Here is a 24,808-nt window from a genome sequence, read left to right as displayed (position 1 = left end):
AATGGCAGCAAAATGGATCGAGCTGGTCACGGGATCGCTCGAACAGAAGAAACAGTACAGGCAGTACAAGTCGCGCATCGATGCCCTTCCGGAGCCTCACGGCGCCGCGGCGAAGGCCTTGCAGCGGTACCTCATGTACTTCGGCGGCATGGCGACGGACGGCGAGACCACGCTCAAGATGTTTGCCGACTTCGCCGATCTCTGGGAACAGGCCGCAGCGGATGGCACTCCGGTGCGCGCAATTGTCGGCGAGGATCCTGTCGAGTTCGCGGAAACATTCGCCCAGGCCTACGGCGGCACTCGCTGGATCGACAAGGAGCGCGCCCGCCTGAACAAGGCGATCGAGGACGCTGAGCGAGGCGGACAGCAATGAACGCCGCGGCGATCCAGGTGAAGGGACTGGAGAAGTCGTACAAGAACCTTGAGGTGTTGCGCGGCGTTGACTTCGACGTCGCGGCCGGCAGCATCTTCGCCCTGCTCGGTTCGAACGGGGCCGGCAAGACCACGGTGGTCAAGATCCTGGCCACCCTGCTGAAGGCGGACGCGGGGACGGCGAAGGTCAACGGCTTCGACGTCGCCACGCAGCCCGCGGAGGTCCGGGAGTCCATCAGCCTCACCGGCCAGTTCGCCGCCGTCGACGAAATCCTCAGCGGCCGGGAAAACCTCGTGTTGCTCGCCCGCTTGCGGCACCTCAAAGATCCCGGCTCCGTGGCCAATGGCCTGCTGGAGCGGTTCTCGTTGGCTGACGCTGCCGCGCGGAAGGTCGCGACCTACTCGGGCGGCATGCGCCGACGGCTCGATATCGCGATGAGCCTCATCGGAAACCCGCCGGTTATTTTCCTCGACGAGCCGACCACAGGGCTCGACCCGCAAGCCCGCCTCGAGGTTTGGGACGCCGTCAGGGAACTCGCCGCGCAGGGCACCACCGTGCTGCTCACCACGCAGTACCTCGACGAAGCCGAACAGCTCGCCGACCGCATCGCGATCCTCCACGGCGGACGGATCATCGTCAACGGCACCCTCGCCGAACTCAAGCAGATGCTCCCGCCCGCCGAAGTCGAATATGTCGAGAAACAGCCCACCCTCGAGGACGTCTTCCTCGCCGTCGTCGGACACCAATAAGGAGGAACCGATGACCACGCACTTCTTCAGCGACACAGCCGTCCTGCTCGGGCGCTCGCTGCGCCACATCGCGCGCAGCCTGGACACGATCATCACGACGGCGATCATGCCGATCGGCTTCATGCTCCTGTTCGTTTACGTGTTCGGCGGCGCGATCAACTCCGGCTCGGATTCCTACGTCAGCTACCTGCTGCCCGGGATCCTGATCATCACGATCGCCTCGGGTATTTCCTACACGGCATACCGGCTCTTCCTCGACATGAAAAGCGGTATTTTCGAGCGGTTCCAGTCCATGCCGATCGCGCGCTCATCCGTGCTGTGGGCCCACGTTTTGACCTCGCTGGTCGCCAACCTGGTCTCGCTCGCCGTCGTCGTCCTCGTCGCGTTACTGATGGGCTTCCGGAGTGGCGCCGGACCGGCGGCGTGGCTCGCCGTCGTCGGAATCCTGGTCCTGTTCACCCTCGCGCTGACGTGGATCGCCGTGATCCCGGGCCTCACCGCGAAGTCGGTGGACGGCGCGAGCGCGTTTTCCTACCCGCTCATTTTCCTGCCGTTCATCAGCTCGGCTTTCGTGCCGACCGCCACGATGCCAGGCCCCGTGCGTGCCTTCGCCGAACACCAGCCGGTGACGTCGATCGTCAATGCGATCCGCGACCTGTTCTCCGACCAGCCCGTGGGTGCCGACATTTGGACCGCGCTCGCCTGGTGCGTCGGAATCCTCGTGGTCGCGTACGTTTTCGCGGTGGCAACCTACCGCCGCAAGATCGCCTAACTAGATGCCCGTGTAGACGGTTTTGCCCCACGTGAAGAAGTCCAGTGCCGACCGTCCCTGTTCGCGGAAGGTGTTGGTGGAGGAGTCCTTTACGCCGCCGAAGGGCACGTTCAAGTCCAGGCCCGCCGTCGGACGGTTGACCTTGACGACTCCGGCCTGGGCGCGCGCCGCGAAGTCCGTTGCCCGAGCCAAGGAGTCGGTGCAGATTCCGGCCGTGAGTCCGTAGCGGGAATCGTTGATCGCCGCGAGGCCCGCCTCATAGTCGGCGACCTCAAGGACAGCGACCACCGGGCCGAAGATCTCTTCGGTGACCGCCGCGTCGTCGGGCGCGATGTCGGTGAGCACAGCGGCCGGGAACAGCAGGGCGCCGGAGGGGTCGCCGTCGTACTCGCCGTGAAGCAGCGTGGCACCGCGTTCGACGGCGGAGCGCACCGCCGCCTGGTCCTGCTCGAACTGTTGGCGGCTCACCACAGCCCCCATCGGGGCGTCGCCCGCGGTGTACTGTGCGGCCTCGGCCACGAGGGCTTCAAGGAAAGCGTCGCGGATGCCCGGTGTGACATAGACGCGGGACGTGGCGGTGCAGGCCTGTCCGGTCAGACCGAATGCGCCGGCGGCGACGACGGCAGCGGCCTTGCGAGGATCGGCGTCGTCGAGGACCAGCACACCGTTCTTGCCGCCCATTTCCAGCTGGACGCGGGCGCGCCGGGCATTAAGGATTTCCTGCAGTGCGAGTCCGACGTTCGTGGACCCCGTGAAGGACAACCCGGCGATGCGCGGATCGCGCGCGAGGGCGTCGCCCACCACACGGCCCTTGCCGTGAACCACGTTGAACACCCCGGCCGGAAGCCCGGCGTCCTGCAAGGCGCGCGCGAGGTGGGTCGCCGATAGGGGAGTCAGTTCAGCAGGCTTGATAACGACGGCGTTGCCGCTGATGAGCGCGGGGGCGGCCTTCCATGCCGGGATGGCGATGGGGAAGTTCCACGGGGTGATGAGTCCGACGACGCCGAGGGGCTCGCGGCGCGTGGTGATGGTGGTGTCCGGCAGCCCGCTGGGGAGGACTTCGCCGGTGGCGGACCATCCGAGGGAGCCGAAGAAGCGCAGTACGTCGGAGGCCCGCTTGACCTCGCCTTTGGCCTCGGCAAGCGTCTTCCCTTCCTCACGGACGAGGTCTTCGGCGATCGCGGCCTGGCGTTCCAGCAGGAGGTTTCCCGCGGTGATCAGGATGGCGCCGCGGGACGGGGCGGGGAGCGCGGCCCACGCCGGCTGCGCCGCGGTGGCCGCCGTGATCGCGGCGTCTACGTCCTCGGCCGTGCCGCTGGGCGAGAGCGCTGCGAGTTCCCCGGGCTTGGCCGGGTTCATGCGCTGCGTTACCGCTTCTCCGGACCATTCGCCGTTGATGAGGTGATGGGCCGTGATGAGCTCGCGGGCTGTGGAGGAGGTGATGTCTGTTGCTGTGGAAGTCATGGTGTTCCTTCTGAAGGGTGGAAGCCTAGAGGCTGCGGATCAGGCCGCCGTCGCACCGCAGTGCGACCCCGGTGATGTACGACGCCGGTGCGCTGCACAGGAACGCGGCGGCGGCGCCGAATTCCTCGGGTTCGCCGTAGCGGCGGGCCGGTATGGTCTTGCGGGATTCGAGCTGGATTTCCTCGGGAGTGGTACCGCGGCGTTTCGCGGCCGCTTGGTCCAGTTCCGCGACGCGATCGGTGGCGATGCGTCCCGGCAGGAGCATGTTGACGGTGACGGCGTCCAGGGCCACTTCGGCAGCGAGCGTCTTGAGGTAGCCAGCCAACGCCGCCCGGCCCGTGTTGGAGACCGCCAGGTTGGGCAGCGGGGACACCACGCCGCTGGAACCGACGGCGAGGATCCGTCCCCAATGCCGCTCCCGCATGCCGGGCAGGATCCGCGAAACAAGCGCATGGTGCGGCTTGACCAACTGTTCGAACGCGGCGGCGATGTCGTCGGAGCCGAGGGCGCTCGCGGCGCCGGGCTTGGGACCCGGGCCATTCAGCACCAGGATCTCGACAGGACCTAGCAACTCCTCCGTGCGTTCGACGGCGGCCGCCACCCCGTCGGGTTTGCTGAGGTCCGCTTCGATCGCCACGACGCTGTGGCCGTCGGCCTCCAGCTCCGCCGCGATCTTTTCGGCGCGCTCGCGGCGCCGTCCGGTGATTGCCACGCGCGCGCCCTCGGCGGCGAGGGAACGCGCGACGGCGAGTCCCAGGCCACCGGTGGAAGCGGCGACGAAGGCGGTTTTGCCTTGGATTCCGAGGTCCATTAGAGCCAGCCTTGCAATGAGGTGCTTGAGTTCAGTGCGAGCGCCGCCTCGCCGAGATGCGTCAGCATGTTTTTCCGGAGCGCGTCCGGGAAGGACGCCGCGGGAGGCCGAACGCCCGCGTCTTTGATGAGGTTCCGTTCCCGGAAACACTCCTTGCGGATGGCGAGGGCGATCTTCGCCTGCTGTTCGAAATTGATCAGCGGCAAGTAGGGGAGGAGCTCATCCTTGGCGGCGTCGTACCCGTTGGCCTGCCAGGCCCGGACGCACGCTACGAGCGCTTCCGGGTACGAGAACCCGGTCATGGCGCCGGCGGCACCGGCTACCAGCTCATCGAGCAAGCCCTGGCCTCCGAGTCCGCCGAACACCGACACATCCACGGCGTCCGTGAGCTGGGCGATGGCGACGCTCGTGGGCGGGGCCTCGGCCTTGACCGCCACAACGAACGCACATGCCTGGACGATGTAGATGAGCGATTCCGTGCTGATGCTGACGCCGCTCGCCAGAGGGTAGTCCTGGAGGACCACCTTGGCGCCGGTGGATTGGTGGATCGCGTTCAAATGCGCGATCACCACGTCGGCCCGGGCCGAATTGGCCTGGACCATCACCGCGGCGAGCCGGTCGCCCACCGCCGCTTGTGCCGCCCGGATTTCGTCGACGGCGGTGCCCGTGTAGAGCGAGGTCACGCCCACCACGAGCGGGAGCTGCGTTTCCTCGACGACGGTTTCCAGGACGAGGTTCCGTTCGGGGGCGGTCAGGGCGGCTGCCTCGCCGAACACGCCCAGGACCGTCAGACCGGTGGCACCGATGGATTCGTAGTGTTCCGCGAGCAGGGCGAGGCTGTCCGTGTCGACGTCGAGGGTGCTGCCTTGGAACGGGGTGGGGACGACGCCCCACACGCCGGGGGCCAGTGATTCCCGCATCGGCTTCTCCTTTGGTTCGTACTTCAACATGTCGTGTTCCTGCTTCTAGCGGCCCGGCCAGACGGGCGGCCGCTTTTCCTGGAAGGCACGCACGCCTTCCGCCGAATCGTCGCTGTCCAACGCCGCCATGAGCGCGGGAAGCCGGAGGCCGCGGGCTTCGGCGGCCGTGAGGTGGGCGGTCCTGGTGACCATCTGCTTGACGGCCCGGACCGAGGTGGGGGCACAGCTGAGGATCTGGTCAACCCAACGCTGCACCGCGTCGTCGAGCTCGTCCGCCGGAACAACCTCGTTGACGAGGCCCATGGACTGCATCTCCGACGCTTCGGCCTTGCGCCCGGTGAGGAGCATGCTCATCGCTTGGGTGTAAGGGACGCGTCGCACGAGCTGGTGGATGCCGCCGTCGAGCGCCAAACGGCCCACGCGCGGTTCGGTGAGGCCGAAGCGTGCCGTGTCCGCGGCCACCACGATGTCCGCGCCCAGCACGATCTCCATGCCGCCGCCCAACGCGTAGCCGTTGACCCTGGCAATGACTGGAACGTCGAGGGTTGTCCGAAGGCTCAGTCCGCCGAAACCGTTGGGGTCGAGCTCGGCCCAGTACTGCAGGCCGGTCTTGTCCACGGCAGCAGCGGACATGTCCGCCCCGACGCAGAAAGCCCGCGTCCCGGCCCCAGTGATAACGACGGCGCGCACGTCAGGATCCGCTTCGATCCGGTCCCAGATTTCGTTGAGCCGCGCCTGGGCGGTTCCGTCGACGGCGTTGAGCACGTGCTGGCGGTCGATCACCACCGCGGCCACATGGTTCTCGATGCTGAGTGTGACCTGATCAACCTTCTCTTCTGCTGAAACTGTCACCGGAGCACCCCCAGTTCCTGCAGGCGTTCGATGGTCTCGGCATCGAAACCGTTCTCCAACAGGACCTCCACGTTGTGCTCGCCTAGCCGCGGCGCCACGCGTCGGATGCTGGGCGGGGTGGCCGAGAGCCGGATGGGTGCGTTGAGCATCTTTACCGTGCCGACGCCCGGATGCTCGGCCTCCACGATCATGCCGTTGGCCTCGGTCTGGGCATCTGCCAGGGCTTGTTCCAGGGTGTGCACGGGGGCATTGAGCAGGCCCTGGCTCTCCAATTGGCCGGTCCAGTACTCGGTGGTGTTGGTGGCGATGCGCTCGCGGAAGATCGCCTGCAAGGCCGGCTTGTTCTTGAACTGCTGCTCGAGGTTGGCGAACTCGGGACGCTGGGTCAGGTCCTCGTCCAGGCCGAGGGCGTCGGAAATCCGTGCGAGCGGGTCGGGCGTGAAGCCACCCACCATGCAGACGGCGCCGTCGGTGGTTTCGAACACGCCGCTCAGCGGCATGGCCCCCCAGTTGACTTCGTAGCCGCGGTTGAGCTGCATGCACGCTTCCTGCATCTGGAGGTGCAGCATGGAGTCGTACATTGTCACCTCCACTTTCTGCCCGACGCCGGAGGCCTCGCGGGTGCGGAGGGCCAGCAGGATGCCCTGCATGAGGTGCATGCCGGTGATGTAGTCGCACAGCGTGGTGGGGTAGATGGACGGTTTGACCTCGTCCGAGTCGCGGCGCCACATGACGCCTGAGTACGCCTGGGCAATGGCGTCTTGCCCGCCTTTGTGCGAGTACGGTCCCACTGGGCCGAAGCCCGTGCCGGAAGCCCAGATGATGCCCGGGTTGGCGGCCCTGAGTTCGTCATAGCCGAAGCCCATCCGCTCCATGACGCCCGAACGGAAATTGCTCACCACCACGTCCGCGTCCGCGATGACGCGCTTGAGGACGTCGCGGCCTTCCTCGGTGCGGGTATCTACCGAAACGCTGCGCTTGTTGCGGTTGATGGACAGGAAGATCGGGTTGTCCTGCCCGTCCTTGTCCGGGAACGAGTTGCGTGAGATGTCCCCGGCGCCCGGACGTTCCACCTTGATGATGTCCGCGCCGTAGTCGCCCAGGAGCTGCGTGCAGGACGGCCCCATGAAAACCTGGGTGAAGTCCACGATCTTGATGCCATAGAGGGGGAGCGGAGCACCGGTGGCGACTGCCGCCGTCGTCGGCTCTTGTTGCGCGCGTTCGGCGGTTGCGGTGCTCATGCTCCCACCACCGCTTCGGAATCGACGGTAGCGTTCGACGACGGGACGTCGCCGGGGTCCGCGCCGTGCCGGCGCATGCCCTGCTGGATGTCCAGCGCGGAGACTTCGCGCACGGTCACGCCGTTTTGGACGGCGAGGGCGGCGGCGACGCCGACTGCCTGGCCCATGGCCATGCATGGCGGGATCTCGCGGGACATCTTTTGGGCGTCCGGAGTGGCGGAGTAGTGGCGGCCCGCGACGAGCAACTGGTCCACTTCCTTGGGCAGCAGCGAGCGGTAGGGGTAGTAGTAGTCCCTGCCACGGGCAACGGTGTCCGCGAAGTGGCGGCGGGAGGTGACGTCGTCCTTGGTCATGACGTACTCGCCCTCCAGCAGGCGGGTCTGGCGGACGCCCATTTGGGACGCGACGTCCAGCATGTAGCAGTTCTCGAAGCCCGGCAGGTGGGCGCGGACGTGCTCGACGGCCTCGGCGATCCTGTCCCGTGCGGCGAACTCGGCTGCTGTCATGTCCGCTGGGTCCACGCCGTCGAAGCCTGTCATGTGGGGAGCGTTGCACCACACGACGCCGTCGATCGGGGTCTTGAGCCACCACAGTTCCCAGGCGCCGCCGAGGAGGCGCTTGATGGTGCGGTTGATGGCGCGCGCTTCCTTCGGGTTGGCCTGTTCGAAAGCCTCCGCAGCGGCGGTGTCGACGTTGCCCAGGCGGAAGACAAGGGTGGTGAGGTAACTGTCCTTGATGTGGCTCGCACCTGCCCGGGACGCGACGTCGATGTCGCCTGTGGTGTCGATGACGACGTCGGCCATGAAAGCCTGCGGGCCGGACTTCGTCTCGCAGATGACGCCCTTGATCACGCCGTTGTCCACGATGGGACGCGAGAACCAGGAGTGCAGCCGGAGGTTGACGCCGGCTTCGCGGACGAGGTCGTTGGAGACGCGCTTCCAGCCGTCGGGATCGAATGCGGCGGCGTAGCAGATGGGCTTGGGGTTGGTGTGGGAATGGAAATCGAAGGTGCCGAAGCGGCCCCACTTGTTCCAGAGTTCTTCCGAGGTCTTGCGGTCGTCGGCGGGAGGGACGATCGCGAGGCCGAGTTTCTGCAGGCGTTCAACGTATTCCGAAACGATGCCGGTGACGGTGATTTCCTGGCCGTTGATCATGTCGTCAAGCACCAGGACCATGCCGCCGGAGGCGAGGCCGCCGAGCGAGGAATAGCGCTCCAACAAGGTGACGGACGCGCCGGACCGGGCGGCAGTGACGGCTGCGGACACGCCTGCGGGCCCACCGCCGACCACGAGGACATCGGAACGGGAGATCACCGGTGCGGTGAGGTCCGCCGTCGTGGTACTGAGTTCCAAAGACGACGTTGTGGCATGGGAGTTCATGGTGGAGATCCTTACTTTCCGGCGGGCATGCCAAAGGCACGGCTGCCGGGGCGTAGAAAAATAGGGATTACTGAAGAAGCCATGTGGAGGCATGGCGTGGAGAGGTGGCGGCTAAGGCCGACTGGTCACCAAACGTGGGGGGCGTTGACCCAGATCGCTACGCATTCCTCTTCGTAGCTGTTCTTGTACCAATGGGGGGTATCGGACGAGAACGTGATGGAATCGCCGGCCTCGAGGCTGTAGCACTCGCCGTCGAGGTAGATGTCTTTCTTTCCCGAGAGGATGATGCCGAATTCCTCGCCGCTGTGGCGGAATGGCGTGGCGCTGGTGTCGTGGCCTGGCGGAGTCACGATCCATTGGGCCTCCAAGGCGCCGTTGAGGTCCGGCGTCAGCAGCTCATAGACAGCTTCTCCGACGGACTTCTTGGTAACGCCTTTGAGGTTTCGCCGCTCGGCCTTGCGGACAACAGGCGACCTGGTTTCTTCCTGTCCGAGGAAGAACTTCCCCACGGGAATATCCAGGCCGTGGGCCAATTGGGCCAAGGTGGTGAAAGACGGATTGGCCAGTCCGCGTTCGATCTGGCTGACGATCGCCGGGCTGAGGCCCGTGATTTCCGAGAGCTTGGAAAGGGTCATTCCCTTGTCCTTGCGCATTGTGCGGACCTTGTTGCCCACAGTTGCAAGAAGCGCTGTGGTGCCGACGGGGGCAGATGCCGCAATACTCTCGTTGCTCATGATCAAGCCTTCTCCTCGGTGAGCTGACTCACATAACTATAGTGAAAAAATTTAGCGAATCAAGCATTGACTCGATGAAAATCTTCAATATAGTTATGTGAGTCGCATCACGTGGGGATGTTGCAGCACAATCCAAGGACGTGGGCACCGATCCTCTGGCGGGAGGTCCTTCCCGTCCACCGTCTTCATTCAAGCGCTACGAAGAGGCATGCGTAGCTATCTGGGCAAACTCGCTTCCCTTAAAGGCGAGCTGGAATGGCCTAGCCGGACCAGGCCAAAATGATAGTTCCGATCACCGGCCGCCCATGGGCGAGTCAAAGGTGATCCGTACCCTCACGCACCGCGAAAGGTGCGGAGGAAGGAAAGAATCATGACTGACATTGTCGTCAAGAATGGCTCCGAGAGTGCCCGGAAGTCCCGGCTCTCTCCTGAAATCCGCCGGGGACTGCTAGGGCTCGGGCTTGGGAACACTCTCGAGTGGTATGACTGGATGGTCTTCGGACTGCTCTCAGCCTTCATCGGACCGAAATTCTTCCCGTCCCAGGATCCCACCGCCGCAACCCTCAATGCCTTGGCGGTGTTCGCCGTCGGGTTTGCGTTCCGTCCGCTCGGCGGAGTCCTGCTGGGCACTTTCGCGGACAGGATCGGCCGCCGAAAAGTCATGCTGTGGTCGATCATGATGATGGCCATCACCACCCTGGTCATCGCATTTTCCCCGACGTACCAGCAGATTGGCGGCGCGGCCGGCATGATCCTCCTGGTCTGCCGCGTCATCCAGGGCATCTCCACCGGCGTCGAGGCGCCGCTATCCACTTCCCACGCTGTTGAGCTGGTCCCCGAGGGCCGCGAGGGATTCGTCGCGGGCATCATCTCCTTCTTCGTCAACTTCGGCATTCTGTTCGCCTCGCTGGTCAGCTACCTGACCAGCCTGGTGTTGAGCGGGGCCGTCATGGCCGACTGGGGATGGCGCGTTCCGTTCGTAGTCGGAGCAATCTTCGGCTTTGTAGTGGTCTACCTTCGCCGTACCCTTCCGGAAACGATGAAGCCGGAGGAACTTGCGCAAAGCACGTCGAAATCCGTGTGGAGCGGCGTGGGCAAGCACTGGTTGAGCGTCCTGGCAATCACTTTCGTTGTTGGCGCCGCGCAAGCGTACAACTACGCGTGGAACACCGGACTTCCCACCGCGGCCCGGAGCGGCTTCAAGGAAGACGCCACCGCTGTTTTCGCGCTCACCACTATCCTTGGCGTCGTGTTGGTTATCGGCAGCCTGGTGGTTGGACGGCTTTCCGATGGCAAGTCGATCTCCAAGTGGTTCCTCATTACCCGCGCGCTGGCGATACCTTCCGTCTTCCTGATGCTGATGTACGTCCGTCCGGGCATCGCCGGATTCGCGGCGGTCCTCCTCGGTGGCTCCGTGGTGCTGGTCTTGAACATGACCCTCTACAACGTGGTCACCAGTTCCCTCATGCCGAAGTCCTGCCGTGGTGCCGGAACCGCCCTCGGCTACGGAATCGGCGTCGCCCTCTTCGGCGGCACGGCCTCGTACCTGCTGGTTTGGCTCCAGTCCCTGCACATGTCCTGGATGTTCCCGGTGTACGTCGCCGTCCTGTCCCTCCTAAGCATCCTGTTCTATGTGCTGGCACGCCGGAAGAACGGCATCTTCATTGGAAAATAGGACCATCTCTTTTGAACTTGGCGAGTCCGAGGTGGAGCTGTACCGGACAGCGCGTGAGCTGCTCCTCGAAGCCCATCACCCCGAGAACCACCGTGTGGCAGTTGCCATGCGGGGCGGTTCGGGGGCCGTCTACCTCGGCCTCCACGTGGGCTCGAAGCGAATCAACGTGTGTGCCGAATCGAGTGCCCTCGCCAATGCACGGATCGCGGGGGAATCGTCGATCCATTCGGTGGTCGCCGTCAGCATGGACGAACACGGTGAACCGCAAGTGACCAATCCGTGCGGGGTGTGCCGCGAACTTCTCCGCAACTACGGCACTGAGACCATCGTCCTTGTGGACGCTGAGGGCGAAGTGGGAATGGTTCCGCTCCTGGAGCTGCTGCCGTTCCCTTGGATGCGGGCTGCCGAAACGGAATGGAGCACGCTCCCGCCGTCGGTATCGGCAGCTGCGCACTAGCTTGGCCTCCCGAGTTTGTGTACAGATCGGCACCCTTTAGAGAGCTCTTAGGGGGTGGGATCTGTACACAAACTCCGGCGTTAGTCGGCAAGGATGTGGTACAGCGCCCGGCGGGTTTCGTCGATCTTTTCCATCGCGGCGGCACGCTGTTCCTCGGTGGCGGCGAAACGGTATTGGTGGATGACACCCATGAGCTTTGCCACGCTCTGGTGGAACGCCGCTCCGGTGCCTTCCTGGTCCATGTTCCACGCGTTCTCGAGTTCCTCGGCGTGCTCGGCAACGTAGGCCTTCCCGGCGTCGGTGAGCGTGAACTCGGTCCGCCGGCCTTCACCGACGGGCGTGATGAGCTCTTCGTCGACCAGTTGCTGCAGGGTGGGGTACACGGAGCCCGGGCTGGGACGCCATGCTCCGGAGGTCTTCTCGGCGATTGTCTTGATCAATCCGTATCCGTTTGACGGCGACTCGGCCAGGAGCGAGAGGATCGCGAAGCGAACATCGCCTCTGTTGGCGCGGCGGGGACCGCCGGGGCCGAAGCCTGGTCCGAATCCCGGTCCAAAACCAGGCCCGAATCCGCGGCCCGGTCCGAACCCGCGGCCTGGCCCGAATCCGCCGTGGCCGTGGGGTCCGCGATGGCTCCGTCCCCGGCCGAAGGGACCCATGCCGGGTCCACCGTCACTGAACTTGTTTTCGTGAATGCCTTTCATAGCGGCATCTTCCTTTCGGTGTTTTTGTGGGTGTTGTGTTGCCCAATTAGCTCGCAGATCATTTCTGCGATACTTAACGATATATCGGTAACTGTCGTTAAGCAAGGGTCGTTTCCAAACGCGACATGTCCGGGTGGTATGAAGAAGGACGTGTGTCCTGATGTAGGTGGCAGCGTGCCTTCCCTGTTGCGTCCACTTCCCACGCGCCTCGGGGATCTGGGGGTGCGCGCCGTCGTCCGCTCCGGCAATTCACCGGCAGCCGAAATCGATGCCTTGTTCCGGGGCGACCGCACTTTGCGGGCCGTCGCGATCGATCACGGTGGAACCCTGGCGCTCCTGACCCGGGAGCAGTTGGAGTTCAAACTGACCGGAAGGCTTGGCTACGGCAGGGCCCTCAACTCGAGAAGGAAAACCTCCGAGCTGCTGCCGACCTCTGCATCGTCAATGCCAGCCGCGATGGACCTTCAGTCGGCGGCCCAAGCCGTCCTTGAACGGCCGGAGGAACAGCGCTACCAGGACCTCCTGGTGCTTGACGAGGGCGGTCCCCGCATCGTCACGGTGTCCGATATCTTCGCCGGGGCTTCCGCGCAGTTCCGCCACGCTTCGCTCCACGACCCGCTGACCGGGCTTCCGAACCGGCGGATGCTGGAAGAACGCTGCCCGCGGATCGGAGCGGATTCGGGACTTCCCGGCGTCGGGATCCTGTTCATCGACCTGGACGACTTCAAAGTTGTCAATGACACTTTCGGCCACCGGGTTGGCGATGCCGTCCTCGTCGAATTCGCGCGCCGCCTCGCCGGAAGCGTGCGGCCCCACGACTCCCTGGTGCGGCTTGGCGGCGACGAGTTCGCGGTGCTGCTCAACGACGTCGACGGCGACTCCGCGTCATCGGTGGCGACGGCCATTTTGGCGAGCCTCGACGAACCCTTCATGTACCACGGCGTCACGCTGCAGGTCAGCGCCACGATCGGCATGGCGCTCGGCGTCGACGTCGTTGCCGAAGACACGCTCGGCGGAATGGAGGTTCTCCTGCGGCACGCCGACGGGGCGATGCTTCGCGCCAAGCAGGAAGGCAAGAGCCGCATCGGACACGTCGGGGCGTGCCCCGAAAAGGCGCCGTTCGCGCGGCAAGCCCACATCCGGCGTCGGATCCCGACGGCGGTAGGCGACTCCGCGCTCAGCCTTCAGTACCAGCCGGTACTGGACTTGGCGACCGGGGAGGATGCCGGCGTCGAGGCCCTTGTCCGCTGGGTGGACCGCGAAATCGGACCGGTAGCACCGGGGGAGTTCATTCCCGTCGCCGAACAGACCGGCGAGATCCTCCGCATCGGGGCGTGGGTCCTGGACCGGGCCTGTGCCCAATCCCGTGCTTGGATCGACGCCGGGACGCCGCGGAAAATTGCCGTCAACGTCTCGCCCGTCCAGCTCGCGTCGGGTACCCTTCCCGCGGTGGTGCGGGCCGCCCTGGACCGCCACGGCGTCCCGCCGCGCATGCTCGAACTGGAGATCACGGAGGGGACGGCGATCGCCGACGTTCGTTCTGCGGCATCCCAGCTTCGCGGGCTCATCGACCTGGGGCTTGGCGTGGCACTCGACGACTACGGGAGCGCCTATTCTTCGCTCGCGATGCTCCGGGTCCTGCCGTTGACTACGCTGAAGATCGACAAGGCCTTCATCAAGGACATCGACGTCGAACCGCACAGCGCTGCGATTGTCCAAGGGCTGATCCAAACGCTCAATGGAATGGGCGTCCGCGTCACCGCCGAGGGAGTGGAACGGGAATCGCAATTGGATACCCTGCGCCACTTGGGCTGTGACACGGCCCAAGGGTATTGGATCTCCCCGCCGATGGCGCCTTCTGATCTTGACCGTGTGCACAAACTGGAGAACACTCTGTGAACGAACAACTCACCACCATTGAAGTCGAACTCTTCCTGCCGCATGCCACTGAGACGGTGTGGCGGGCCCTCACGGAACCGGAACTGATCTCCCGGTGGCTGATGGAAAACGACTTCGAACCCGAGATCGGCCATCAATTCCAGATGCGCGGAATCCCCGTGCCCGCCGTGGGATTCAGCGGCATCGTGGCCAGCGAAGTCCTCGAACTGGAGGACCGGAAGCGCCTCCGGATTTCGTGGCGCGATGCGAACTCCGGGAACGACCTCAGCAGCACGGTGACCTGGTCGATCGCTCCGGAAGGCACCGGAACCCGGTTCCTCCTGGTCCACGAAGGATTCAATCCCGCCGATCCCACGCATGTTGCGTCCCACCGGATCCTGAGCGGCGGCTGGCGAAACCAGGTGCTTCCGCGGCTTGGGGAAACCCTGGCTGAACTCGACGGTTAGGGCAAGACTGCGGGATTCTTGCGGGAGGGGGAGCTTACGATTCCGGGTGGCTCTTTTCATGGATCGTTCCGCACGGGACGGAAGGATCTATCTCGAGGCTGTAGTTGCTGGCGTCGTGTTGAGTGACAAGAATTCCGTACCTGCGCTCCAGGGCCGCAGGTATAAGTCGGTTAACAGCATCGGTCAGCAGCTCGTCCCTGATTTGGGCCTGGCTGATGGCGATGTCGAGGCGGAACGTGGTGATCTCGTTCACTGTGGTGTCCTTTGCGTGGGGAGAGCTCTTCGGGGAAATGGATCGATCGGCCTGCGTGGGGGACACGCAGGCCGATCGATCCATTGCTCGCCCGGGCGCTGTGGCGCCTAAGGTCCGCTGGGCGGGGATCAGATTATCCGTCGGCCCCGGCCGGGGTCGACACCGCGGTGTAGCCCTCGAGCTTGAGCGCTGCCTCGGCGTACTTCTGGGTGAACGTGTCGGCGATGTTGACCTTCGAGGTGTCAACGCCGATCGTCTTCTCCTCGTCGAAGATCACCTTGGGGCCGCCCGCAGGCATGATGCCGTCCGGCAGGAACTGCGCCTTGTCCTGGTTCAGCCCAGCGACGTACTGGTCCTTCGTGATGGTGCTGTTCTGGACGAAGTCGGCCGGGAGCTTGTCCGCGATCTCAGCCGCCGAGTGGGTGCTGATCCAGTGCATGGTGTCAACGAGGGCGTTGACCACCTTCTGCGCCGCGTCCTCGTGGGACTTTACCCAGTCTGCTTGGGCGAGGAGGCCTGCCGACGGCAGGGTGCCGCCGAGGGCCGCCTTGGCGCCGTCCGACGTCGCGAGGTCGATGGCGGGGACGGCGAGGTTCTTGCTCTCGAGGGCACCGACAGTAGGCTGCGTGGTCATCACGCAGTCCGCGGAACCGCGCTGAATGGCGGCGATGGCGGTTGCACCGGCTCCGACGGCGATGGTGTGGTAGTCGTTCTTCGAAATGCCGGCCTTCGCGGCGATGAACTGGGTGAGCTCATCAGTACCGGAGCCAAGGTCGGTGACGCCGACGGTCTTGCCCTTTAGATCCGCGCCGGAGTGCACGTTGGCCTTGGGGCTGCACATGATTCGTTCGCCCGGGGCTCCGGAGAGCTGCACGAGGTTGATGACGTTCTTGCCCTTGGACTGGAAGTCCACGGTGTGGACGTACCATGCGCCGGCCATGTCGACCTGGCCCGAGGCCATGGCGTCTTCGGCGCCGACGCCGCCTTGCTGCTCCGTGGAGAGCTCGACCTTGACTCCGTACTTCTGGTAGTAGCCGAGCTGCTGCGCGAGCTGGTACGGCAGGTAGATCTGCTTGTCGATGCCGCCCACCATCATTTTGACGGTGGGCATTGAGCTGGTGTCGGCGGCAGCCGTACCGCTCGCGGACCCGCCATTGGCAGCAGGAGCCGCGTTGTTGCTGCCGCCGCAGGCCGTGAGGCTGAGTGCTACGGCTCCAACAGCGGCAGCGGCGAAGATAGTGCGCTTCATCATCATTGTTTTACGCATCCTTTGTTGATCCCCAGTGGAATTTCGGGTTGTTGTGGGGGTTTTGGGTATTTGTTCGGTTGGAAAACAGTTGCCGGCTCAGATCGACTGGGCCTCCGAGCGGTTCGGTGGACGCCACTTGAGGAGCTTGTGCTCAAGCAGGCTGATGAGGGATTCCGCAAGGAGCGTGACGATGGCGATGATCACCATGCAGGCGAATACCGTGTTCGGATCGAAGGTTCCCTGTGCCTGGCTGATGATGAGGCCGATGCCCTGCTGGGCACCAAGGACCTCGGCCACGAGGGCGCCGATGATGGCGAAGCCGAAGGCCGTGTGGAGGCTCGCGATGATCCAGGTCATGGCGGAAGGAATCGTCACGTGCATCGCTACCTGGAAGGGCGAAGCGCCGAGCACCCGTACGTTTGCCACGAGGTTCTGGTCCACTTCGCGCACGCCTTGGAATGCGTTGAAGAACACGACGAAGAAGACGAGCACGGCCGCGAGCAGGATCTTCGGGAAGACGCCCAGGCCGAAAGCCACGATGAAGATCGAGCCAAGGACAATACGGGGAATCGAGTTGACGATCCGGATGTAGGGGCCTACCACTGCCGAGAGGTACTTGTTGGAACCCAGCAGAATGCCAAGCACGACGCCTACCAGCGTCCCGAGCAGGAAGCCGAGGAACGCCTCCTGGGCCGTGACCCAGAGGTTCTCCCAAATTGTGCCGAAGGCGGTGCCTACTGTGAACAGCTTGATGAGGCTGTTCCAGATTTCCGATGGCTGGCCGAAGAAGAACTTGTCCACCCAGCCTTCTTCGGTGAACCACTGCCAGCCGCCAACCACCATGACCGCGAGCACCACACGGCCAATCCAGATCGATGCTGTGCGGCGCCGGGCTTTGCTCCGGCCGGCGTTCTTGGCTGCTGTGTCGGTTTCCATTGGTTTCTCGCTCTTGCGCGTTTCACTATGGGTGAGGGTTGTCATGCTGCTGCTCCTGATGTGCGCGCATAGGCGCGGGTAACTTCGTCCTTCAAGGACTCCCAAATGTGCCCTTGGAGCTCGAGGAAACGTTCCTCATGGCGGATCTCCTGGACGTTTCCGCGCGGCCTCGGCAGATCAATGTCGAAGACATCCTTGACCGACCCCGGGCTGCTCGTCATGATGACCACGCGGTCTGAGAGTGCAACCGCCTCGTCGAGGTCGTGGGTGATGAAGAGGACCGAAGGCCGCAGTTCCTCCCAGAGCTTCAGCAGCTCGTTCTGCATGATGGCCTTGGTCTGGACATCCAGTGCTCCGAAGGGCTCGTCCATCAGGAGGATCCGCGGATTGTTGATGAGGGCGGCAGCCATGGCCACGCGCTTGCGCATGCCTCCGGACAACTGGTGCGGGTAGCGGTCCTCGAAGCCGGCCAGGCCAACCCGGCGCAACCAGTCCATGGCGAGGGCGGTAGCTTCGCGCTTGGGCGTGCCGAGCAGTGTGGGGCCCATCATCACGTTGCCGAGCACGCTCTTCCACGGGAAAAGCGCATCGGCCTGGAACATGTAGCTCACGCCGTTCGTTATGCCTTCAACGGTCTGGCCGCCTACCTTGACGGAGCCCACGCTCGGCTTTTCCAAGCCCGAGACCTGCGCGAGCGTCGTCGACTTGCCACAGCCAGTCGGTCCGACAATTGAGCAAAACTGGCCGGGTTCCACTTTGAGCGTGACGTCGCGGATAGCAGTGAACGTCTCGCCCTTGGGGGTGAGGTAGCGCTTGCTCAGCCCGACAATGTCGATACCCGCCGCGTCTTCGGCCCTCTCAAGGGACCCGGGCGGCCGATGGTGGTTCTTGGCATCCATGTGAAGACCTCTCTGTCTTTCGGTTCGTCAGTGCGTGATGCGGATCACGGGAACTGAGTAAGAGCCTAGGAAGCGAAAGGTCCGACTAGAAGCCTTCAGTAAGTTGTGGGGATTAACAGCAAAAGTGCACGTTTTGAGCCTTTATGCACGTGGCCAGATCGCGCGCAAGGGACTCCCTGTTGCATAGTTGCTGTGAACTATGTCACCTAAGCTGGCTAGTAGGAGTTGAGGAAGAGAATGGCGGAAAACACGGAGTTGGCTTACTCGTGAAAGCCCTGATTGCGCGCTGGAAGGCCCGGCCCCTCGCCTCCCAGATCCTCGTGTGGCTGCTTTGCATCATCCTTGTCACCGTCACCCTCGGCGCGCTCATCTATACCCAGATCAGCAACCAAACGCTCGAAGACCAGTACCGCCTCCGGGCGCTCGGAATTGCCACCACCGTGGCGCAAATGCCCGAAATCGTCACCTCGCTCGGCAACGGCGACCCCCAGCGGACCATCCAGGCGATCGCCTCCAAAGTCCAGGAAGAAGCGCAACCCGCATACGTCGTCGTAAGCGACCGCGCCGGAAAGCGCTACTCGCATCCCAACCCCGACCTCATCGGCCAAAAACTCGAAGAACCCGTGGCGGTCCTCGACGGGCAAACCCATGTGGGCATCGACAAAGGCAGCCTCGGCGACTCCGTCAACGCAAAGGCGCCGGTCCGCGCCGCGGACGGGTCCGTCATCGGGCAGGTCTCAGTGGGCATCCTGGTGACCAAAGAAAGTAGCGAACTCGACCGCCAGGCGTGGCTGATCGCCGGCTACTCGGCTGTGGTCCTGGTGATCGCCGCCATGGGGTCCGCGCTGCTCGCGCGCCGGATCAAACGGGTCACCTTCGACCTCGAACCGGTAGAGATTGCGTCGCTCCTGCAAGAGCGCGAGGCGCTGCTGCATGGAATCAAGGAAGCGATGATAGGGCTCGACGACGACGGCCGGGTCACCGTGATCAACTCCGAAGCGCGCAAACTGCTGAATTTTGAATCGAACGTCCTAGGTGAACGACTTGAGGAACACTTGCCCGAAGGGCGGTTGCGGTCTATCCTGACCGGCCAGATCGCCGGAACCGACCAGGTGGTGATCACCGAGGACGCGCTGCTGGTAGTGAACCGGATGGCCGTGGAGTTGAGCGGGCGGAGCATCGGTTCGGTGGTCACGCTCCGCGACCGGACCGAGGTGGAGGGCCTCGTGCGTGACCTTCGCTCCGTCGAGGGGCTGATGGAGGCGTTGCGCGCCCAAGAGCACGAATACGCCAACCGCCTCCACGTGGTGGATGGACTCCTGGAACTCGGGGACGTGGAACAGGCGAGGAAGTTCGTCTCGCGGATTTCGGACACGTCGCGTTCGCTCGGCGAAGGGCTGCGCTCGCGGATCGAGCCGCCGGAACTCGCGGCATTGATCCTCGCCAAGGTCACTGTCGCCGACGAACAAGACGTGCACATCGCAGTGACGGACGACTCACAACTGCGGCAGCCGTTCCTGGAAACCCAAGCGCTCCTGACGATCGTCGGCAACTTGCTGGACAACGCCGTCGAGATCCTCTCGGAGCAGCCCGAACCGCGCGAGGTGACCATCCAACTGGACGATTCCTCCGGCATCTTCATTTGCGTGACGGACAATGGCCCCGGTGTTCCCGCCGAATTGGTGGACACGATTACCGCCGACGGGTTCACCACCAAGGAAGCTCGGCCCGGGATGCGTCGAGGAATAGGCTTGGCGCTTGTGAGCAGGATTGTCCACCGCGCAGGAGGAACCATGGACGTCTTCCCGGGACCGGGCGGACGCTTCGAAATCTGGCTGCCCGAACCGTCGACCGGAACGGAAAGCCACGTGATGACAGGAAGATCAATCGAATGATCCGCACTTTGGTAGTCGACGACGACTTCCGCGTAGCGCGCATCCATGCCAGCCGCGTGGCCAAGATCGAGGGGTACGAGTGCGTGGGGGAGGCCCACACCGCCGCCGAAGCTCGCGAGGCCGTCCGGCGCCTCAAGCCCGACCTGCTGTTGCTGGACGTCTACCTCCCCGACGAAGACGGCATCAGCCTGCTGCGCTCCCTGCAGGGCGCGGGCGAAAAGCTCGACGCCGTCATGATCACCGCCGCGCGGGACCTGGAGACCGTGCGGGCCGCCATGCGCGGGGGAGCGGTGTACTACCTCGTGAAGCCGTTCGGTTTCGAGCAACTCCAAACCCAGCTTGAGGCGTATCGTCGGTGGCGTCGGGAAGCCGAGTCCCGCACCATCGCCGACCAAGCCACCGTGGATCAACTGTTCAACCTGCGCCGCACCTCGGCGCCCGCCCAGAGCGCACGCCGCCTGCCGCCCACGATGCAAAAGGTGCTTGACCTCGTCGTCCAAGCCTCCGAGCCACTTGGTGCGTCGGAGATCGCGAGCGGCGTCGGTATCAGCCGGCCGACCGCGCAACGCTACCTCAGCGAACTTGAGCGCAAGGGACTAGTGGAGCTGCATTTGGCGTATGGAACCACCGGGCGCCCCGTGAACACGTATTTGCCGCGGAGGGGTTGAGTTCCTACTGGCTCGCGCGGTTACTGGCTCGCGCGGCTACTGGCTCGCGCGGCGGTTCCGAGCCTGGTGGGCCAACTGGATGAAGCCGTAGATGAAGGCGGCCTCGATAAGCGCCATGAGCGCAAGGAACAGCACTTCGCCCCGGCTGATGAAGACGGCGGCACCGGTCACTACGAGCACGGTGCCGAGGGCCAGGGCATAGACGGCGAAGCCGAACGCCACCCGTGCGCTGCGAACGCCGGTCCGGAAACCGAAACCTTGTGGCTCGCCGCCGGGGATGCCCTCGACGCGATCACGTCCCGCGGGCTTGAGCTTGTCGAACTCATCCCAAGGATCCAGATCTTGATTGGCCATATTCCATTATCCCGCGGATTGGTCGGGTTGCGGGGAGGCGGGCGTTGAGTACGACGGCGGGCTGACGCGGCGGCGGCGGGCTTGCGCGGCGGCGGCGGTCGCCTCAGATCGGTGGGCGCCGAGACCGTGCTATCGAATTAATTAACACAACCGTGACGGTCCGGAAACGGTGACTGCGCAGCGCGCCGATAGCGTGGCCGCATGATCCTATCCATCATGCCCAAGGTCAGCGCCTGGATTGAGGCTGCCTACTTTTACGATGCGGCGGATCTCGGTGCGTCCGGTGCCACCGAAACCACTCGGTACGGGTGGCTGCCAGCCCTCAGCGGCGTTGCGATCGCTGAGGCCAGGGCACGGAAAATCCGCGACACAGATTAAGGAAATGAGCGGAATTCCGGGGGTTTTGAGGGGCGAAATGTCTTGTTGGACACACTATTCGTTGATGGCATGTAGTATGCCCTAAACTGCTTCACTGAGGTGCCTGAAAGGCACTATGCAGCAACGAAAGTGAACCCACTATGGCTACCGATTACGACGCCCCACGCAAGACCGAAGAAGAGTCTTCCTCCGAGTCGCTCGAGGCCCTTCAGGCGTCGCGCGGCACCGGTGCCCAGACTGCTGTCATCGACGTCGACGAGAACGATACCGCAGAGGGCATCGACCTCCCGGGTGCAGATCTCTCTGGCGAAGAACTGACCGTCATTGTCGTTCCGGAGCAGTCCGATGAATTCACCTGTTCATCCTGTTTCCTGGTCCGTCACCGGTCCCAGATCGCACTGGAAAAGAACGGCCTCAAATACTGCCGCGAGTGCGAAGGCTAAATCCCACAAACACATCGACCCCGCCGGGCTGGAAGACAGTCCGGCGGGGCTTTTTTGTTTATTGGGTGAGGGTTGCGCGGAATCAGCATGTTTTTCCAATTGGGCGGCAACTGTTTAGGCAAGGAAATTTCTGCTGAAGAAGTCCTAGCGATGATGGCCGCCGAAGACGTTGTCGAACCAGAGGACATCTTCGTTGAGGCGACTCTCGAACGACTCTTGACCCGTCTCAACCTGCCCCTTCCTCCTTGGTTAATCGCTCAATAATCAGATACTGGGTTTTCTGCGTGGCCGTTTCAATTCGACGACATCGTCCCCAAGCACGTCAGTTTTGGCGAGTCATGCCAGCCCAAGGACTTTTCCGGCATTGCCGTTTTGTAGGTGCCGGCTGGCCGTGTTTGGGCGTGCTGATTCCTTTTAGGCGGGTTTGCGGAGTTGTGGTTGGTGGTTTGGGTTGTGTTGGTGGTTCCAGTCGTCCCAGTTGTAGAGGGCGGCGGTTTCGAAGGGTGAGATTTGGACGTCCGGGTCCGGGGTGTGGGGTGTGCCGGGCAGGGGCGGGGCTGTTGATTGGTAGCTGTGCCCTGTGGGGGTAACGAGTTCGAAGGCATGCCTGCGGCCGGGGTGTGGTTTGTGGGTGCGGGTTGACCAGCCGGGGAGTTCTTTGGTGTGGTTGCACGCTTCGCACAGTCCTGCGCCGTTGTTTTGGTTGGTGGTTCCGCCCAGGTGCCAGGCGAGGATGTGGTCCAGGTGCCTGATGGGCGCGTCGCAGTACGGGGTGCGGCAGGTGTTGTCCCGGACCTGGATGAGGCGCCTAAGCCCGGGCGGGAAGAGCCTGGCCTTCGAATCGGCGGCGACGAGTTCCCCGCTGCCGGGCGCGGTGAACAGCCGCCGCAACCAGACCCTGAACTCTGGTTCCCCGGACCGGGAATCCTCCGGTCCGGGGCGCCGCGCACCGACGACCGCGGAGCGCATGGCTTCCGCGTCGCGTTGCCGGCTGCGTCTGGTCTGGCGGGCCTGACCGTCTTTGCCGGTTCCGGATCGGCTTCTCCGTCCGGGACTGGGTTTCTGTCCGGTCTGGCGCGTTTCCTCACCGGATTCTTGCCCGTCTCCGGTTTCGCCGTTGTGTCTGGTTTCGGGGTGGTGTTCGGTGGGTCCGGGGTTGGTGGTGAGGAGGGTTCTGGCCCAGGTGGCGGGGACGATGCCGTAGCCGGGGATCCTTGCCGGTTCGCTGTGGCCTTGCAGGAGGGTGCGGTCGGTCATGACGAGTTGGAGGTCGATGCCGGTGATCCCCGCCCGGGTGCCGGTGGTGCGTTCGACCAGGGTGTCGGCCATGACCTGTCCGCGGGAGCGGGCCTCCCCGCCGGAGCGGAGGGTGTCTGCGTGGCGGGACAGGGCGGCGTGCACGGCCACGCCCTGGGCCACGGGCAGCAGCGCGGTCAAATACGTCATGGTGTCCGGGGCCGGGCGCAGGCTGACGTGCCTCTCGGTCACGGCGCGGGCGGCGCGGCGGGTGACCGAGCCCGGGTCACGTCGGTACGCGGCCGCCCGGGCGGCGGCGATGACGGCACGGTCTCCGGCACCGTGAAGGGTTCCGGTGTCGGGGGCCAGTTCGGCGTCGACACCGGCCCGGTCCACGGCAGTGAGGCAGGCGGTTTCCTTCACCAGCAGCGTCGCGCGCCATTCGTTGAGCTGCCCGGTCTCCAGGGCGGCCAGGGTCCGGGGCATCTCCACCGCCAGAGCCCTGGCGAGACCCAGGAGGCGGGAGCCTTTGGCCGGGGATTCCCGCCTCGCCAAGGCCACCTGCGCGGCGACGCCTTTGCCCCGCTCGGCGGCAGGAACACCCAGGTTGGCGTGGGCGCGGCGCCGGGCGGTGTCGAACGCGACGGTGATCCTGGCCTGCGCCCCGGCGATCGCGGACTTCAAATCCTCCAACAGGCGCAACTGAGCAATCAACTCCCCACCCACCCCCGCGATATCGGTGGTACCGGTGATATCTGGGTCACTAGTGCCGGTGCCGGGGCGGAACGCAACCACCGCCGCGATCGCCGCCTCGATCAACGCGAACGGATCTGCACCAGGAGCAGGACGGGGATCAGTCCCGGGAAGAGCGGCGATCGGCGACCCGGCACCACGAACGGCAGCATCACGCGGACCATCACCCGAAGGCATGTCCGCCCGAAGCTGCCGCGTCTGCAAAACCGATCCCCCAATCCCGTCCATACCCAAAGCCTTCCACGGACCCCCGACAAAATAAGCCCCGCCCGACCCCGCGCGGTTCTTGTTTGAAAAACCGGCTCTCGTTTTTAAAAACCGGCGCTTCAAGCGACGGCACTGTGGCGGGCGTCGTCGACTTGCCCGCTCGGACCATCACCTGAAGGCGCTCCCGTGCTGCGCGTCGGCAAAGTCCGTTCCTTCAATCTCGTCGACCATCTCGCTTTCTAGGCTTTGAAGCCTGTTATGTGCAATAACGAACCGGGGCGCGAACCGGCGCAATAGCCCAGGAACTGCGCGTACAAGAGGCCGATTGATGGTGTCTCCGTGACCCTGCGCAGGCGGTATTAACGGTTGGGGACCGAAGCGGAAACAGCCGCGTTGAAAGGGCCCGGCCACTCCTACCCTTGGATTATCAATTCGCTCAAGCGCTTAGAGGGAGTGGGTAAAAATGGGGAAGTTCAATGCGTGGTTCGCAGCCCTGCTGCTCGCCGTCGGACTCGGATTCGTAGGTCCCGGAGCGGCCTCGGCTGTTCCGTATTGCGGCATCACCTGGGGATCGTTGGCGAAGTCCAGCCCAGGGTTGACGCAGGCCCAAGTGGTGAACGTCAGGACAGGCCAGCAGCCCTGCTTCGACAGGCTGGTGGTTGACCTGAACGGCAGTGTCGCAGGCTACTCCGTGAAGTATGTTCCGCAAGTGTTCCATGATGGATCAGGACTTCCGGTGGAGCTGAGGGGCAACGCATTCCTGCAAATCACTGTCAATGCTCCGGCGTACTCCGATGGCCAGTCGACGTACAACCCGGGCGATCGGTCTGAGCTCGCCAACGTCGCCGGCTATTCCGCGTTCCGACAGCTCGCCTTCGCGGGAAGCTTCGAGGGCTACACGAGCCTTGGACTGGGAGTACGCGGCCGCTTGCCCTTCCGGGTCTTCACGCTGGCCGGACCGGGAGAGGGAACGCGCCTGGTAGTGGACGTTGCGCACCGGTGGTGAGCAACGCAGAAGCCCTGCCCCGGGAACTCCCGGAACAGGGCTTCTGTCGTTTTGA

General features: G+C 64.2%; 27 protein-coding genes. 13 read left to right on the top strand and 14 right to left on the bottom strand.

Going from position 1 to position 24,808, the window contains the following annotated elements:
- The first annotated feature begins 1 nt into the window (after position 1).
- The 3 genes from E1809_RS05875 to E1809_RS05865 are packed head-to-tail and all read left to right on the top strand — an operon-like array spanning position 2 to position 1,894.
- Positions 2-373, top strand: coding sequence for a DUF1048 domain-containing protein (locus E1809_RS05875; RefSeq protein WP_133203283.1), 372 nt, complete (start codon positions 2-4; stop codon positions 371-373).
- Positions 370-1,122: an ABC transporter ATP-binding protein gene (locus E1809_RS05870; protein WP_133203282.1), complete on the top strand. Its 753-nt coding sequence runs from the start codon at positions 370-372 to the stop codon at positions 1,120-1,122. Before E1809_RS05875 ends, E1809_RS05870 begins: the two co-directional genes overlap by 4 nt.
- 10 nt (positions 1,123-1,132) lie before the next feature.
- Complete coding sequence (locus tag E1809_RS05865; protein WP_133203281.1) at positions 1,133-1,894, top strand: ABC transporter permease; 762 nt, start codon at positions 1,133-1,135, stop codon at positions 1,892-1,894.
- Here the strand turns inward: E1809_RS05865 and E1809_RS05860 are convergent, their stop codons facing one another.
- From E1809_RS05860 to E1809_RS05830, 7 genes are all read right to left on the bottom strand, one after another.
- Complete coding sequence (locus E1809_RS05860; protein ID WP_133203280.1) at positions 1,895-3,358, bottom strand: aldehyde dehydrogenase family protein; 1,464 nt, start codon at positions 3,356-3,358, stop codon at positions 1,895-1,897.
- Positions 3,359-3,383: 25 nt separating this feature from the next.
- Positions 3,384-4,169, bottom strand: coding sequence for an SDR family oxidoreductase (locus tag E1809_RS05855; protein WP_133203279.1), 786 nt, complete (start codon positions 4,167-4,169; stop codon positions 3,384-3,386).
- Entirely contained in the window at positions 4,169-5,119 is a 951-nt protein-coding gene (locus E1809_RS05850) for a dihydrodipicolinate synthase family protein (RefSeq protein ID WP_374102651.1), read from the bottom strand. The genes E1809_RS05855 and E1809_RS05850 overlap by 1 nt, the downstream gene beginning before the upstream one ends.
- A 15-nt stretch (positions 5,120-5,134) precedes the next feature.
- Positions 5,135-5,941, bottom strand: coding sequence for an enoyl-CoA hydratase-related protein (locus tag E1809_RS05845; protein ID WP_133203278.1), 807 nt, complete (start codon positions 5,939-5,941; stop codon positions 5,135-5,137).
- Positions 5,938-7,182 (bottom strand): CaiB/BaiF CoA transferase family protein, encoded by a 1,245-nt coding sequence (locus tag E1809_RS05840; protein ID WP_133203277.1) that lies wholly within the window; start codon positions 7,180-7,182, stop codon positions 5,938-5,940. The genes E1809_RS05845 and E1809_RS05840 overlap by 4 nt, the downstream gene beginning before the upstream one ends.
- Positions 7,179-8,561, bottom strand: a complete 1,383-nt coding sequence (locus tag E1809_RS05835) for an FAD-dependent oxidoreductase (RefSeq protein WP_133203276.1) — start codon at positions 8,559-8,561, stop codon at positions 7,179-7,181. The genes E1809_RS05840 and E1809_RS05835 overlap by 4 nt, the downstream gene beginning before the upstream one ends.
- A 125-nt stretch (positions 8,562-8,686) precedes the next feature.
- Positions 8,687-9,295, bottom strand: coding sequence for a helix-turn-helix domain-containing protein (locus tag E1809_RS05830; RefSeq protein WP_133203275.1), 609 nt, complete (start codon positions 9,293-9,295; stop codon positions 8,687-8,689).
- A gap of 370 nt (positions 9,296-9,665) precedes the next feature.
- Here E1809_RS05830 and E1809_RS05825 point away from each other — a divergent pair, with 370 nt between their 5' ends.
- Together E1809_RS05825 and E1809_RS05820 are read left to right on the top strand one after the other, a co-directional pair.
- Complete coding sequence (locus E1809_RS05825; RefSeq protein ID WP_133203274.1) at positions 9,666-10,970, top strand: MFS transporter; 1,305 nt, start codon at positions 9,666-9,668, stop codon at positions 10,968-10,970.
- The gene (locus E1809_RS05820; RefSeq protein ID WP_165962217.1) at positions 10,960-11,427 is read left to right on the top strand and encodes a cytidine/deoxycytidylate deaminase family protein; all 468 of its coding nucleotides are present in this window, start codon (positions 10,960-10,962) and stop codon (positions 11,425-11,427) included. The genes E1809_RS05825 and E1809_RS05820 overlap by 11 nt, the downstream gene beginning before the upstream one ends.
- 80 nt (positions 11,428-11,507) lie before the next feature.
- On the opposite strand, the gene E1809_RS05815 is transcribed toward E1809_RS05820, so the two are convergent.
- Complete coding sequence (locus E1809_RS05815) at positions 11,508-12,131, bottom strand: PadR family transcriptional regulator (RefSeq protein WP_133203272.1); 624 nt, start codon at positions 12,129-12,131, stop codon at positions 11,508-11,510.
- A 174-nt stretch (positions 12,132-12,305) separates the two neighbouring features.
- Between E1809_RS05815 and E1809_RS05810 the strand changes: the two genes are divergently transcribed.
- A complete protein-coding gene (locus E1809_RS05810) occupies positions 12,306-14,030 on the top strand; it encodes a putative bifunctional diguanylate cyclase/phosphodiesterase (RefSeq protein WP_165962216.1) in 1,725 nt (574 codons plus the stop codon).
- Positions 14,027-14,476: an SRPBCC family protein gene (locus E1809_RS05805; RefSeq protein WP_133203270.1), complete on the top strand. Its 450-nt coding sequence runs from the start codon at positions 14,027-14,029 to the stop codon at positions 14,474-14,476. Before E1809_RS05810 ends, E1809_RS05805 begins: the two co-directional genes overlap by 4 nt.
- Positions 14,477-14,510: 34 nt before the next feature.
- Here the strand turns inward: E1809_RS05805 and E1809_RS05800 are convergent, their stop codons facing one another.
- The 4 genes from E1809_RS05800 to E1809_RS05785 form a co-directional block, all read right to left on the bottom strand.
- Complete coding sequence (locus tag E1809_RS05800; RefSeq protein WP_133203269.1) at positions 14,511-14,729, bottom strand: hypothetical protein; 219 nt, start codon at positions 14,727-14,729, stop codon at positions 14,511-14,513.
- A 133-nt stretch (positions 14,730-14,862) separates the two neighbouring features.
- A complete protein-coding gene (locus E1809_RS05795; protein WP_205754107.1) occupies positions 14,863-15,984 on the bottom strand; it encodes an ABC transporter substrate-binding protein in 1,122 nt (373 codons plus the stop codon).
- A gap of 90 nt (positions 15,985-16,074) precedes the next feature.
- Positions 16,075-16,959, bottom strand: coding sequence for an ABC transporter permease (locus E1809_RS05790; protein WP_205754106.1), 885 nt, complete (start codon positions 16,957-16,959; stop codon positions 16,075-16,077).
- A complete protein-coding gene (locus E1809_RS05785; protein ID WP_133203268.1) occupies positions 16,956-17,813 on the bottom strand; it encodes an ABC transporter ATP-binding protein in 858 nt (285 codons plus the stop codon). The genes E1809_RS05790 and E1809_RS05785 overlap by 4 nt, the downstream gene beginning before the upstream one ends.
- A 266-nt stretch (positions 17,814-18,079) precedes the next feature.
- Here E1809_RS05785 and E1809_RS05780 point away from each other — a divergent pair, with 266 nt between their 5' ends.
- Both E1809_RS05780 and E1809_RS05775 read left to right on the top strand, forming a co-directional pair.
- Entirely contained in the window at positions 18,080-19,708 is a 1,629-nt protein-coding gene (locus tag E1809_RS05780; protein WP_205754105.1) for an ATP-binding protein, read from the top strand.
- Positions 19,705-20,376 (top strand): response regulator, encoded by a 672-nt coding sequence (locus E1809_RS05775; protein ID WP_133203266.1) that lies wholly within the window; start codon positions 19,705-19,707, stop codon positions 20,374-20,376. Before E1809_RS05780 ends, E1809_RS05775 begins: the two co-directional genes overlap by 4 nt.
- A 36-nt stretch (positions 20,377-20,412) precedes the next feature.
- On the opposite strand, the gene E1809_RS05770 is transcribed toward E1809_RS05775, so the two are convergent.
- On the bottom strand, positions 20,413-20,730 hold the full coding sequence (locus tag E1809_RS05770) for a hypothetical protein (RefSeq protein WP_133203265.1): 318 nt from the start codon (positions 20,728-20,730) through the stop codon (positions 20,413-20,415).
- Between the two features lie 201 nt (positions 20,731-20,931).
- Here E1809_RS05770 and E1809_RS26570 point away from each other — a divergent pair, with 201 nt between their 5' ends.
- From E1809_RS26570 to E1809_RS26565, 3 genes are all read left to right on the top strand, one after another.
- On the top strand, positions 20,932-21,108 hold the full coding sequence (locus E1809_RS26570) for a hypothetical protein (protein WP_165962215.1): 177 nt from the start codon (positions 20,932-20,934) through the stop codon (positions 21,106-21,108).
- A gap of 140 nt (positions 21,109-21,248) precedes the next feature.
- Entirely contained in the window at positions 21,249-21,551 is a 303-nt protein-coding gene (locus tag E1809_RS05765; RefSeq protein WP_133203264.1) for a DUF4193 domain-containing protein, read from the top strand.
- 87 nt (positions 21,552-21,638) lie between these two features.
- Positions 21,639-21,815 carry a hypothetical protein gene (locus E1809_RS26565; RefSeq protein WP_165962214.1) on the top strand — a complete coding sequence of 59 codons (177 nt, stop codon included), beginning with the start codon at positions 21,639-21,641 and terminating at the stop codon, positions 21,813-21,815.
- A gap of 150 nt (positions 21,816-21,965) precedes the next feature.
- Here the strand turns inward: E1809_RS26565 and E1809_RS05760 are convergent, their stop codons facing one another.
- Positions 21,966-23,768, bottom strand: a complete 1,803-nt coding sequence (locus E1809_RS05760) for an HNH endonuclease (RefSeq protein ID WP_374102652.1) — start codon at positions 23,766-23,768, stop codon at positions 21,966-21,968.
- 442 nt (positions 23,769-24,210) lie between these two features.
- Between E1809_RS05760 and E1809_RS05755 the strand changes: the two genes are divergently transcribed.
- Positions 24,211-24,753, top strand: a complete 543-nt coding sequence (locus E1809_RS05755) for an AMIN-like domain-containing (lipo)protein (protein WP_133203263.1) — start codon at positions 24,211-24,213, stop codon at positions 24,751-24,753.
- Positions 24,754-24,808 lie beyond the last annotated feature (55 nt).

This window comes from Arthrobacter terricola, assembly GCF_004354015.1.
Classification (GTDB): Bacteria; Actinomycetota; Actinomycetes; order Actinomycetales; family Micrococcaceae; genus Arthrobacter; species Arthrobacter terricola.
Note: the sequence above shows the minus strand (reverse complement) of the source record. Positions and strands in the feature narration are given on the sequence as shown.